The organism is Pollutimonas rozaliensis (assembly GCF_048751585.1).
Taxonomy (GTDB): domain Bacteria; phylum Pseudomonadota; class Gammaproteobacteria; order Burkholderiales; family Burkholderiaceae_B.
This window is the reverse complement of the sequence record NZ_JAZHOB010000005.1, coordinates 304,971-316,698: the sequence shown is the minus strand read 5'-3', so window position 1 is coordinate 316,698 and position 11,728 is coordinate 304,971. Positions and strand designations below refer to the sequence as shown.

11 protein-coding genes and 1 tRNA gene are annotated in these 11,728 nt (G+C 58.8%); 5 read left to right on the top strand and 7 right to left on the bottom strand.

Going from position 1 to position 11,728, the window contains the following annotated elements; all coding sequences use genetic code 11:
- Positions 1 to 29 precede the first annotated feature (29 nt).
- Positions 30 to 1,532: an efflux transporter outer membrane subunit gene (locus V0R37_RS11655; RefSeq protein WP_420374673.1), complete on the top strand. Its 1,503-nt coding sequence runs from the start codon at positions 30 to 32 to the stop codon at positions 1,530 to 1,532.
- On the opposite strand, the gene V0R37_RS11650 is transcribed toward V0R37_RS11655, so the two are convergent.
- Together V0R37_RS11650 and V0R37_RS11645 are read right to left on the bottom strand one after the other, a co-directional pair.
- Positions 1,523 to 2,593 carry a Nudix family hydrolase gene (locus V0R37_RS11650; protein WP_420374672.1) on the bottom strand — a complete coding sequence of 357 codons (1,071 nt, stop codon included), beginning with the start codon at positions 2,591 to 2,593 and terminating at the stop codon, positions 1,523 to 1,525. The two genes, V0R37_RS11655 and V0R37_RS11650, sit on opposite strands and share 10 nt — an antisense overlap.
- Entirely contained in the window at positions 2,586 to 3,452 is an 867-nt protein-coding gene (locus tag V0R37_RS11645) for an ATP-binding protein (RefSeq protein ID WP_420374671.1), read from the bottom strand. The genes V0R37_RS11650 and V0R37_RS11645 overlap by 8 nt, the downstream gene beginning before the upstream one ends.
- 139 nt (positions 3,453 to 3,591) lie before the next feature.
- Between V0R37_RS11645 and V0R37_RS11640 the strand changes: the two genes are divergently transcribed.
- The 3 genes from V0R37_RS11640 to V0R37_RS11630 all read left to right on the top strand — a co-directional run bounded on the left by V0R37_RS11640 (position 3,592) and on the right by V0R37_RS11630 (position 5,827).
- Positions 3,592 to 4,557, top strand: coding sequence for a polyprenyl synthetase family protein (locus V0R37_RS11640; RefSeq protein ID WP_420374670.1), 966 nt, complete (start codon positions 3,592 to 3,594; stop codon positions 4,555 to 4,557).
- A gap of 72 nt (positions 4,558 to 4,629) precedes the next feature.
- Positions 4,630 to 4,706, top strand: a tRNA-Pro gene (locus tag V0R37_RS11635).
- A 212-nt stretch (positions 4,707 to 4,918) separates the two neighbouring features.
- Positions 4,919 to 5,827: a LysR family transcriptional regulator gene (locus V0R37_RS11630; RefSeq protein ID WP_420374669.1), complete on the top strand. Its 909-nt coding sequence runs from the start codon at positions 4,919 to 4,921 to the stop codon at positions 5,825 to 5,827.
- Here the strand turns inward: V0R37_RS11630 and V0R37_RS11625 are convergent, their stop codons facing one another.
- Genes V0R37_RS11625 through V0R37_RS11610 form a run of 4 tightly spaced genes read right to left on the bottom strand, consistent with a single transcriptional unit; the run spans position 5,828 to position 8,821 of the window.
- Positions 5,828 to 6,550 (bottom strand): amino acid ABC transporter ATP-binding protein, encoded by a 723-nt coding sequence (locus V0R37_RS11625; RefSeq protein ID WP_420374668.1) that lies wholly within the window; start codon positions 6,548 to 6,550, stop codon positions 5,828 to 5,830.
- Complete coding sequence (locus V0R37_RS11620) at positions 6,551 to 7,252, bottom strand: amino acid ABC transporter permease (RefSeq protein WP_420374667.1); 702 nt, start codon at positions 7,250 to 7,252, stop codon at positions 6,551 to 6,553.
- A gap of 13 nt (positions 7,253 to 7,265) precedes the next feature.
- Positions 7,266 to 7,967 (bottom strand): amino acid ABC transporter permease, encoded by a 702-nt coding sequence (locus V0R37_RS11615; protein ID WP_420374666.1) that lies wholly within the window; start codon positions 7,965 to 7,967, stop codon positions 7,266 to 7,268.
- A 23-nt stretch (positions 7,968 to 7,990) separates the two neighbouring features.
- Complete coding sequence (locus tag V0R37_RS11610; protein ID WP_420374665.1) at positions 7,991 to 8,821, bottom strand: ABC transporter substrate-binding protein; 831 nt, start codon at positions 8,819 to 8,821, stop codon at positions 7,991 to 7,993.
- 553 nt (positions 8,822 to 9,374) lie between these two features.
- Between V0R37_RS11610 and V0R37_RS11605 the strand changes: the two genes are divergently transcribed.
- Entirely contained in the window at positions 9,375 to 10,655 is a 1,281-nt protein-coding gene (locus V0R37_RS11605) for an aminotransferase class V-fold PLP-dependent enzyme (RefSeq protein WP_420374664.1), read from the top strand.
- A 94-nt stretch (positions 10,656 to 10,749) separates the two neighbouring features.
- Here the strand turns inward: V0R37_RS11605 and V0R37_RS11600 are convergent, their stop codons facing one another.
- Complete coding sequence (locus tag V0R37_RS11600; protein ID WP_420374663.1) at positions 10,750 to 11,727, bottom strand: Bug family tripartite tricarboxylate transporter substrate binding protein; 978 nt, start codon at positions 11,725 to 11,727, stop codon at positions 10,750 to 10,752.
- Between the last annotated feature and the right edge of the window lies 1 nt (position 11,728).

The following is an 11,728-nucleotide window of genomic DNA, read 5'->3' as shown; positions in this document are numbered from 1 at the left end:
CCGTCCGGTTTTTATGGATTTGGAAAAGTATGGATAGTCTCGTTGCGCTGAATGGATTTAACCGGACCGCGGTGAAGCGCCTGGCCGCCGCCGGGATGGCGCTGATGCTGGGCGCCTGCGCCGTGGGGCCTGATTATGAGCGGCCTCCCGTCGATACGGGCCTGACTTATAAGGAAGCGTTGGCTGCCACTCCGGCGAGCGCGGCCGATTCCGCCGGGCGGGGCTGGGTGCCGGCGCAACCGGGTGATGCCGCATTGCGCGGCGATTGGTGGCGGATGTACAGCGACCCGGTGCTGTCCGGCCTGATGGAGTCTTTGCAAGAAGAGAATCTGAACATCATTCAGGCCGAAGCCCAGTATCGCCAGGCGCAGGCCTTGCTGCAGTCCAGTCGTTCCGGTTTCTTCCCCACGCTGGGTGCTTCGGCTTCGAGCACCCGGTCCGGCAGCGGCGGCAATGGCAGCGTAGGCTCGTTTTCCGGCAGCGGCGACAGCACCGGGAATCAGTACACCCTAAGCGGGAATGTAAGCTGGGAGCCCGATCTATGGGGCAAGGTGCGCCGGTCGGTGGAGTCCAGCAGAGCCGGCTTGCAGGCCAGCGCCGCTGACGTCGCGGTAACGCGCTTAAGCATGCAATCAACCCTGGCGCAGACTTATTTCAGGCTGCGGGTCATGGATGCTGAAAAGCGGCTGCTGCAACAAACGGTGGCGGCCTACGAACGCTCGCTGACAATGACGCAGAACCGCTATGACGCGGGAGTGGCGGCGCAGGCGGATGTCGAGGTATCGCGCACGCAGCTGGAGAATGGCCGGACGCAACTGCTCGCCCTGGATTGGCAACGAGCACAGCTGGAACATGCCATTGCCGTGCTATTGGGCAAGGCGCCATCCGCATTCGCGCTGGAGCCCACAACGACCTTGGCGTCCGTACCCGCTATTCCCGTTGGCCTGCCGTCCCAATTGCTGCAAAGGCGGCCCGATGTCGCTTCGGCCGAGCGCCGCACCGCCGAAGCGAACGCGCGCATTGGCGTGGCTCAGGCGGCCTGGTTCCCCGATCTGACGCTTAGCGCCCAGGCGGGCTATCGCAGCGGCCAGTGGGCGCAGTGGCTGACGGCGCCCGCCAGCTTCTGGTCGCTGGGCCCGGCGCTTGCCTTGACGATTTTCGATGGAGGGGCCCGCGAAGCGCAGGTCAAGGAAGCGCGCGCCGGCTACGACGCGCAAGTCGCGGCTTACCGCCAGACGGTGCTGACCGCCCTGCGCGAGGTGGAAGACTATCTGGTGCAACTGCATGTGTTGGGGCAAGAGCAGACAACACAGGGCCGCGCACTGGCTGCCGCCCGGGAATCCCTGCGCTTGACGCAGAACCAGTACGAAGCGGGGCTGATCGACTACCTGAGCGTGGTGCAGGTCGAAACCACCGCCCTGAGCACCGAGCGGGCCGCCCTGTCGCTGGCCTCCGAGCGCCTGGTGGCCAGCGTGCAATTGATTGCGGCCCTGGGCGGAGGCTGGGACGCCGCCGCCTTGCCTCAGCCCTGATCGATCAGGTGGCGCATGCCGGCGATGCCGTGTGCGCCATGTTGCCGCGCATCGGCTTGCGTGGCGGGCGATTGCCCGCCGATGGCGAAGACCGGCAAGCCGGCCTGGGCCGCCAGCAAGGTGAATTGTTCCCACCCCATGCCAGGCTGGCCGGGATGCGAGGGCGTATCCAGCACATGGCCCAGCACGGCAAAGTCGGCGCCCAGGGCGCGTGCCGTCGTCAGGTCGGCGATATCGTGCGCCGACACCGCAATCAGGCCAGGGACTTTAGCCCGGAGTCGTGCGGCCGCCGATGCGGCGTGCTCATCGTCGCCTGGCGGTGACGACGTAGCGGCAAGCGGCGCCCGGGCATCGGCCGCGCGGAAATGCACGCCATCGGCCTGCGCCCACCAGCTTTCCGGATGGCAGCTGTTGACCAGGCAGCGTGCCCCGGCGTCATGGCACAGTTGCACGATCCGCTTGAATGCGGCATAGGCATCGTGCTCCGATACAGCCATCCAGGAGGGTTCGCGGAACTGCACCAGCCTGATGCCGGTTTGCAAGGCTCGCGCCAGCTTTTCCAGGTAGGGCGCAAGCCCCTGCTGGCCGCCGATGGATGTGATCAGGTACTGTTCGGGCAGTTGCAGCCAGCGCATGGGCGGCTCGGTCGCCGGCAGCAGGGGGCCGACGGGCAAGTCCGCTTTCGGGTCGACCCAGGCCAGTTCCTGGTTCTCGCGGCCGGTGGGTATGCCTGTCCAGCCATACACGCGGCAAAACGCCAGTTCCACGATATTTTTTGGGTATTCGTGGGTATAGGTTACCCAGGGCGAGGCATCGGTAACCCGTATGCCCAGCTCTTCGTCAAGCTCGCGGGCCAGAGCTTCCAGAGTGGACTCGCCCGCCTCGATCTTGCCGCCCGGCAACTCCCACCAGCCCGCCCAGGGCTTGTCGCTGGGCCGCTGGGCCAGCAGCAACTGGCCGTCGGGGCGCAGGATAAGACCGGCCGCAACCCTGATAAAGGGTTTGGCGGCGGGTGCCGCGGCGACCGCATCCGACGGCGTTGCAGGCATGCTTTCAGACATGGCGAGCCGCCCAGTCGCGCGCGAACTGGCGTGCGACCCGTCCCGAGCGCGATCCGCGTTCCAGCGCCCATTGCAGCGCTTCCGTGCGCGAGGCTTCGATGTCCGCCGGCGAACAGCCATGCTCGGCCAGCCAGTAGTGCACGATGTCCAGGTAGTCGTCCTGCTTGAAGGGGTAGAAAGACAGCCACAGGCCAAAGCGCTCGGACAGGGAAATCTTTTCTTCCACGGTTTCGCCAGGATGGATTTCGCCGTCGGACTGATGCTTGGCGCTAAGGTTTTCGCTCATGTATTCCGGCATCAGGTGGCGGCGGTTCGACGTGGCATAGATAAGCACGTTATCGCCCGAAGCGCTGACCGACCCGTCCAGCACCGATTTCAAGGCCTTGTAGCCGGGCTCGCCTTCCTCGAAGGACAGGTCGTCGCAGAAGATGATGAAGCGTTCGGGCCGCACGCTGAGCAGATCGACGATGTCGCCCAGGTCGCCCATATCGGCCTTGTCGACCTCGATAAGGCGCAGACCCTGATCGCCATAGGCGGCCAGCATGGCCTTGACCAGAGAGCTCTTGCCGGTGCCGCGGGCGCCGGTCATCAGGACGTTATTGGCCGGCTTCTTGTGCAGGAAATGCTGCGTATTCCGGTCGATGATGGATTTTTGCCGCTCGATGTGCTGAAGATCCTGCATATTGATGCTGGAAACATTCTGCACCGCATCCAGCCAGCCGCGCGCGCCCCGCTTGCGCCAGCGGAAGGCATGCGCCGTCCAGTCGATTTCGGGTGGGGCGGGGGGAAGCCACGCCTCTAGCTGCGCCAAAACACGTTCGGCGCGGCCAATCAGCGTACTCAGGTCGTTGGCAGTCACAAAAATCTCCAGGAACAAATCGTGGCAAAACCCACATTATCGCTAATTTGGTCAGGGCCGGCCTTTGGAGTCGTCACGTATAATCCTAGCCTTGATCTGAAGGATCGTATCAACACTAACTTTGAACCCGGACCACGCTTTGAATCTCCCCGAGTTAATTGCCCCCATTGAAGACGATATGAAGGCAGTCGATGCGGTAATACGCGCGCGCCTCGATTCAGATGTCGTCCTGATCCGCACGATAGGCGACTACATAGTGGGAGCGGGCGGAAAGCGGATGCGGCCCGCCATGGTGCTCATGGTGGCCAATGCCCTGGGCTACAAGGGAAGCAAGCATCATCTGTTGGCTGCGGTGGTCGAGTTCATCCACACCGCTACCTTGCTGCACGACGACGTCGTCGACGAGTCCGACCTGCGCCGCGGCCGCAGCACCGCCAACGCGGTATTCGGCAATGCGGCCAGCGTGCTTGTGGGGGATTATCTGTATTCGCGCTCATTCGAAATGATGGTCGAATCGGATTCCATGCCGGCCATGTCGGTCCTGTCGGCGGCCACCACCGTTATTGCCGAAGGCGAAGTGCTGCAACTGCTTAACGTCCACGATCCCGATGTTTCGCTGGAGCGCTACTTGCAAGTCGTGCGCTACAAGACGGCCAAGCTGTTCGAGGCTGCCGCTCAAGTGGGCGCCATCGTTGGCGGCGCGACGCCGGACCAGATAGCCGCCGCTGCCGCCTATGGCCGGCACATCGGCACGGCGTTCCAGTTGATCGACGATGTGCTGGATTACAGCGGCGACGCCGAGGCGCTGGGCAAGAACGTGGGCGACGACCTGCGTGAAGGCAAACCCACCATGCCGCTCATCCGGGTCATGGAAGTGGGCAGCGCCCAGCAAAAAGCATTGATCCAGGATGCCATACGCACCGGCGATGCCGACTTTGTCGCCGTGGCGCGCGCCATACAGGATACGCAGGCGCTGGAATATACCCGCGAGGCCGCTGTGGCCGAAGCCGGATTGGCCCGGGATGCCCTGGCCGGCTTCCCCGTTTCCGTTCATCGCGAATCTTTGTTAGAATTTTGTTCTTTCGCGGTAGAACGCGATAGGTAGTAAGCTGTAAATCCCGTTGTTGCCGGTTTTGTTTCTTGCTGAACATGCCCGGCGGCAAGCTTCACGAGTAATCGGGGCGTAGCTCAGCCTGGTAGAGTACTGCGTTCGGGACGCAGGAGTCGCATGTTCGAATCATGTCGCCCCGACCAAAAATCGATATCAAGCCCTTGCTTTGCAAGGGCTTTTTTGTTTCTTGCTGTGGGGCGGCATCGAATGAGAAATGCGCTTATGCGCCAATTGCGGGCCAATCAGCGCGTATGATTCGAAAACCCCGCGAAGTCGGCGATGGCCCGGGCGGGGACCCGAGTGGCCGAATACGAAGGCCGAAAACTATGTAGGGATGAATAGCGCAGGTGATGCCATGTTGACGTTCAAGCAGATCGAGGCGCTGTATTGGGTGGTGGAGCTTGGCGGATTCGCCAAGGCGGCCGACAAGCTCAATACGACGCAGTCGGCGATTACCAAACGGATCAAAGAGCTGGAAGCCGATTTCGATATCCAGGTTTTTGACCGCTCGTCGAAGAAGGCGGTCATTACCCAGAAGGGCCGTGAAATCTTCGAGATGGCGGACAGCCTGCTGTCGCTGCGCGATGTGATGCTGATCAGGCTCAAGGGACACCACACATTCTCGGGCACGCTTCGCCTGGGGATCACTGAAATCACCGCCATGACCTGGCTGCCCGATCTAATGCGCCAGTTGAAAATATTCTTCCCGCAACTGAAGGTGACGCCCATCATCGGCATGGCGGCCGAGCTGCATAAGAACTTGCTTGAGGCGCGTCTGGATATGGCCTTCTTGCACGGCGAGCTGCGCGGCCCCTTGCTCGAGGCCGAGCCGCTGGGGGTGTTGAAGTTTGCCTGGATGGGCAGCCCGGAGTTCATTTCAGGCGACAAGATATATACGCCGGAGGAAATTTCGAAGATGTTCCTGATTCGCCAGGATCAGGAGTCAGGACTTAACGGCATTTATGATGAATGGCTGAAGCCCTACAGTGCGGAGCAAAACCTTTTTACGATCAATAGCCTCTTGGCGATGGCGGGCCTGACGGTTGCCGGTTTTGGCGTGTCGTGCCTGCCGGTGGACTATTTTTATAGCCTGGTACAGCAAAGAAAGCTGATCGTCGCCCAAACCACCAAGCCCACGCCCCAGTCGCAATATTGTTCGATGTACTTGAAAAACATGAACAGCGCGCTATACCAGGAGATTGCGGAACTGGCGCGGGAGTGCTGCAATTTTGCCGTGCCTTACGGCACAGTGGTTGCCACATGATCAGTGCTTGATATCGGACAGGAATTTGCGTGCCCGATCAGAGGCCGGTTGTGTGAAGAACTGCTCGGGTTGCGCCGTTTCGACGATCTTGCCGGCGTCCATGAACCATACGACATCGCCGACATCCCGGGCAAAGTTCATTTCGTGCGTCACGCAAACCATGGTCATGCCGTCTTTGGCCAGTGATTTCATCACCAGCAGCACTTCGTTCACCATCTCCGGGTCAAGCGCGCTGGTGGGTTCGTCGAAGAGCATGATACGGGGCCGCATGGCCAGGGCCCGGGCAATCGCGACGCGCTGCTGCTGGCCGCCGGAAAGCTGAGCGGGAAACGCGCCGGCTTTGTGAGACAGGCCCACCCGTTCCAGCAGCGTCTCCGCCGACTCTTGCGCTTGCTTCTTGTTCATTCGCCCAAGCATGACCGGCGCCATCATCAGATTGTCCAGGACATTCATGTGGGGAAACAGATTGAACTGCTGAAACACAAAGCCGATATGGCTGCGCAGCTCGTCGATCGAGCGGCAGGTGTGGACGGGCGTGTCGTCCACGTAAATCTCGCCCTTTTGGATAGGCTCAAGGCGGTTAACGGTGCGGATCAGGGTTGACTTTCCGGAACCGGAAGGACCGCATACGACGATGACTTCCCCTTGCTTGACCTGCGCGTTGATATCGTCAAGGGCCAGGTAGTCGCCATACCATTTGCTTACGTTCTTGAATTGAATCATTTAGATCACCTGAACAACCATTGTGCGTTTGATCTGTATGCGGTTTTCAACCAGCTTCACCAAACCGCTGAGGATCAAATTGAGTGTGAAGTACGTGAGCGCCAGCAGTCCGAACACTTCGAAGGGTTTGGTCAGCAGCATGTTGTTGACCTGGGCGGCGGCGAATGTCAGTTCATGGACGCTGATCACAAACCCCAACGAAGTTTCCTTGACTGTCGAGATGAACTGGCTGAGCATGCTTGGCAGGGTGTTGTACAAGGCTTGCGGCAGAATAATGCGCCGCATGGTCTGGGTATAGCTAAGGCCCAGCGAGCGGCCGGCCTCGAGCTGGCCCGCGGGCAGGGCCTGGATGCCGCTGCGGATGATCTCGGCCAAGTAGGCGCTTTCATAGATCACCAGTGCCGCGATCATGGTCGTGGCGCCGCCCACCGGCCGATTGATGATGATGGGCACAAAAAAATACGCCCAGAAAATAAACATCAGCAGCGGCAGGCCCCTGACGATATAGACGATGGCGGTGCTGGGCCAGTAGAAAATGCGGATGGTGCTGATTCGGCCCAGCGCAAGCAGGATGCCGAACGGAAATGCCAGTGCCAGGCTTATCAGTGCCAAACCGACGGTCGCCACCAGGCCGCCCATCGCACCGTTGGGATACTGGCCCACCAGCAGGAGCAGCCAGTTGTCAGAAAGAATATCCAGCATATTGCCCCTCCTGTCAGCGTTTGGCCGCGGCGGCGCGGTGTTTGGAAATGTAGGCCCCGCCGAACATCAGCAGGAGGGACACAGCCAGATAAAGCGCCGTGACGACGGTATAGACCTCAAAGGTCTTGAAGGTGGCGGATTCGATCTCGCGCCCCGCGCCGGTAAGTTCGATCAGGCCGATCGCCATGGCCAGGCTGGTGTTCTTGAAAAGCAGCAGCGTCTGGTTGGTCAGTGGCGGGATGGCGATGGTGAATGCCTGGGGAAGAATGACTTTACGCATGGAGCGCATATAGCTCAGGCCCAATGAGCGTGACGCCTCCAACTGGCCGTCCGGAATGGCACGGATCGCGCTGCGCAAATCTTCGGCGACATAGGCCGCCGTCACCAGTCCAATGGCAATCGTCGAAAACAGAAACTCGCCTCCCCACCGATTGACGGCGTCGTTCAGCGCCATAGGCAGCAGCGCCGCGACGCCAAAGTACCAAAGCAGGATATGCACCAGCATGGGCACGTTGCGGTGAAATGCCACATACAGTGTAATGATGTAGTTAAGGGGGCGGCGGTCGAGCATGCGCAGTATGGCAAGCACGCTGCCCAGCCCGAACGCCAATAGCCAGGCAAGCGCAGTCATCTTGAGGGTCGTCATCAGGCCCCCAAGAATCAGCATGGGGTAGCCGTTGCTGAGCAACGCACCGAAATCTAGTGTGTAGTTCATGAAACGACCGCCCCTTTTTCCGACTAACCCTTGATTTCCTCAAACTTGAATTCGCGCTTGGTGTAGAACTTCGTGTCCTTGCCGAACCACTTGTCGAAGATGGTCTGTGCCTTGCCCGATGCTTCCAGTTGAGCCATGGTCTTGTTGACTTCCGCCAGCAATTCTTTTTCGCCCTTGCGAACGCCTATGCCCCAAGGTTCGGTGAACAGGGCCTTGTCGATGATTTCCGCCTTGACGGCCGATTTATCGGAGTCTTGCTTGAATTTCAGCAGCATCAATTCAGAGCCGACAAAACCGGAGACCTTGTTTTGTACCAGGGCCAGGTACGAGGTTGGGGGATCTTTGAACGTCACGGTGGTAACGTCAGGGATAAGCCGCTTCGCGCCTGCTTCGGAGGATGAACCGCTGACGGCGCTGACCCGCTTGCCTGCCAGATCAGCGGGTGTCTTCAGCGTGCCGGCATCGGCGCTGCGGATCAGGATTTTTTGCGGACTGACATAGTCGGCATAGCTGTAATCGATTTGTTTGGCGCGATCCGGAGACCAGCCCAGGTTGGCCGCCACAACGTCGACGCGGCCGGCAACCAGTTCCGGAATACGCGCTGCGACAGAGATCATCTTGACCTCGAGCTTCACGCCCAGGTGATCCGCTATCTCTTTGCAAAGATCGACCTCATAGCCGACGACTTCGCGCGTCTTGGGATCCTGGAAGCTGAAGGGCTCCGATGTGCCCAGTGTGCCGCAGACCAGCGTGTTGCGGCTCTTGACATCGTCCAGCGCGTTGGCGGAAGCGGCGCAACTGGCGCCCAGGGCCAGCACCATGGCTGTGGCTTTCAATGTGTCTTTGAGTTTCATGAGTCTCTCCGAAGATGGGTGATTATTGTCGATTAACTGGCTGATATGGCCGCGCGGTCTTCTTGAGCATGTCGCGTCTTGTCTTGATGCCGGCTGCAAAGCTATTTCGGCATGCCTTCATGGCCATTGGCTGCATCATGCAAAAAGTTTCAGGGATGAAAAAGGGAATTAATGTTCAGCTTGAATATTCCCCCAGGGAATGTCTTTGCCTGTAAAAGTCGAATTTGCACGGGGGTATTTATAAAGCTTTTATAAATCAATATCATGGAGGCATTTTCTGCACTCGCTAGGCACTCGGTAAAGACCCTTGCTCCGGTTTGAAATGAACAAGAGGATAGTGCTCTATACGGGATAACACCTAGTGATTGCGGCGAAACTTCCAGGCGTTCTCATCCCAAAAATAGATTCCATACTCATAAAGGGAATCCTCGGCAGAACGCCGACACATCGCTTTATTTCATGTGTTCCTATATAAAAATCTCTCTTTCTTTAAACGGGGATCGATTCCATAATCGCCGTAGTTTCGCAACGCCAACTACGTCGAGAGCATCGTATGTCATCTTCCCAAGGCCAGTTTCTTCCCGCGGATATCATGTCCGAAGTCAAGCTTCGATTCCACCAAGTGGATCATGACCATACTGGGCAGAAACGCTTGTATTTTGATAATGCCGGTGGCGCTTTTCGATTGAAATCCGTGCTGGAACGCATGGCGGAACTGGATGCTATTCCCGACAATATAGAGCGGGCTCATACCGTCGCACGTTATCTTCAAGATATTCAAGCGACCGGCGAGGCGGATTTCCGCTGCCTGCTCAATGCGCAAGGCGGTAGCGTCTGTACGGCTCAGACGGCCTCCGCGATTATGTTCGAGATGGTGCGAACTATTGCGGAGAACGTTGCTGGCTCCAACATGGTGACCACCACGCTGGAGCATCCGTCGTCGTTCGATGCCATGTCCATTTATGCTCAACGCACAGGTAAGGCACTGCGGGTTGCGCAAAGCAATCCTGATACGGGCGGCATCGATGTCGACGAACTGGTGGACTTGATCGACCAGGATACATGTTTGCTCAACGTTATCTACGCATCCAATATTTCGGGCGCCAAACTGGACCTGGAGGCGATTGTCCGGAAAGCGCGAGCCATCAAGTCGGATCTTTACATTCTTGTGGATGCCGTTCAGCATGCGCCCCACGGGTTGATCGATCTACAGCGCACGCCAGTGGATGGCATCAATATTGCACCGTACAAGTTTTTTGGCGCGCGCGGTTCGGGGATGGCCTGGCTGTCAGAGCGGGCTGCAGTGCTGCCGCACCATAAGCTTCATGGAAAGCCCGCCGGCGCATGGGGCTTGGGCAGCGGTGTGCCGTGGCAGTTCGCGGCCCTCACGGAAATTGTGTCCTATGTATGCTGGCTGGGCGAAAAATTCACCAGTTCCCAGGATCGTCGTGCCTTGTTCGAAAGCGGCATGAATCAAATCGAACTGCACGAGCGCGCCTTGCTATCGCGGCTATTGAATGGCGAAGGCGCGGTCAAGGGGTTGCGGCAAATTCCAAAAGTAACGGTATACCTGGACCATCCCGACCTGAGTAAACGCGATCTCATTATCATGATCGGCATTGGCGACCTCGAATTCTCGCGGGCGGTCCTGGAATACGAGCGGCGCGGCGTCATCGTCTACGAGCGGGTTGCCAGCAGTATCTACTCCAAGCGCATGCTGGACTCGTTCAAGCTGAAGGGCGGCGTACGGGTATCGCCTTTGCATGTGCATACGCCCGAAGACATGGATGCATTTCTTAGGGTTACGGCGGAAATAGCCGGAGCGCTGGCGTAAGCTGGGGCGTCCATGCTGGCTGTGGGGCGGATCGTTTTCAAGCGGCGGAGTGCCGCGATAATGAGCACCCCATACCGCCTATCATCCCTTACGCTCAATCTACACGTATATTCGCCTCTGTTATGATTTTTCCCCAGCTGGCATGGCTTTTTTTCACCACATCCGCAAACTTTTCGGATGAGCTTGGCCAGGCATCCACATATTGATTCTCGAACTGCTCTTGTGTATCTTTAGCTTCCAGTGCGCTGACCAGAGCCTTGTTTAACTTTTTCAATACGTCCGGCGGAATGCCCGCCGGGCCGACAACGCCCCACCACAGTTCGCTGCCTGTATCGGCATAACCCTTGACTCCGGCCTCGTCCATGGTCGGAACATCAGGCAGGAATTTTGAGCGCTGGGGACTGGTAACCGCCAGTGGGCGCAGCGTCCCGTTCTTGAAGTGGGCCATGCTGGTGTTCAGCGTATCGAACATAAACGTTATGTTGCCCGCCAACAGGTCCGTCAGCGCTGGCGCGCTTCCACGATAAGGCACATGCGTGTAGGGCGAACGGGTCAGCAGTTTGAGCAATTCGCCTGACAGATGATTGGACGAACCGTTACCAGCGGAGCCAAACGTCAAATTGCTGGATTTATCCGATGCTTCGTCGGTAAGGCTTGCTACCGATTTGAACTCCGATTTCGAATTGACGATCAGCACATTGACGTACTTTCCAAGCAGGCCGACCGGACTGAAGCTCGTGTTCGGGTCATAGCTAACGGTTTTATTGATATGCGGGGCTATTGCCTGAGTCCCTATGCTGGCGATTCCTATCGTATAGCCATCAGGTTTGGACCGTGAAATCGCCGCAATCCCAAGGGTGCCGCCGGCGCCGCTCTTGTTCTCGACGACAATGGGCACACCCAGTTCTTCGCTCATCTTCTTTGCGACTGGACGGGATATGACATCCATGGGGCCACCCGCCGCAAACGGCACCACCCAGGTAATGGGGCGCTCCGGCCAGCCGGCTTGAACCGGCGAGGCCGCAAGCATCGCCGCGGCGATCAAGGCGGTTTTGATTGTGGAACAATTCATC

Coding starts and splice junctions, on each gene's coding strand:
- V0R37_RS11625 (WP_420374668.1), bottom strand. CDS start 6,550: ATGATTCAATTCAAGAACGTAAGCAAATGGTATGGCGACTACCTGGCC.
- V0R37_RS11655 (WP_420374673.1), top strand. CDS start 30: ATGGATAGTCTCGTTGCGCTGAATGGATTTAACCGGACCGCGGTGAAG.
- V0R37_RS11610 (WP_420374665.1), bottom strand. CDS start 8,821: ATGAAACTCAAAGACACATTGAAAGCCACAGCCATGGTGCTGGCCCTG.
- V0R37_RS11605 (WP_420374664.1), top strand. CDS start 9,375: ATGTCATCTTCCCAAGGCCAGTTTCTTCCCGCGGATATCATGTCCGAA.
- V0R37_RS11615 (WP_420374666.1), bottom strand. CDS start 7,967: ATGAACTACACACTAGATTTCGGTGCGTTGCTCAGCAACGGCTACCCC.
- V0R37_RS11630 (WP_420374669.1), top strand. CDS start 4,919: ATGTTGACGTTCAAGCAGATCGAGGCGCTGTATTGGGTGGTGGAGCTT.
- V0R37_RS11620 (WP_420374667.1), bottom strand. CDS start 7,252: ATGCTGGATATTCTTTCTGACAACTGGCTGCTCCTGCTGGTGGGCCAG.
- V0R37_RS11650 (WP_420374672.1), bottom strand. CDS start 2,593: ATGTCTGAAAGCATGCCTGCAACGCCGTCGGATGCGGTCGCCGCGGCA.
- V0R37_RS11600 (WP_420374663.1), bottom strand. CDS start 11,727: ATGAATTGTTCCACAATCAAAACCGCCTTGATCGCCGCGGCGATGCTT.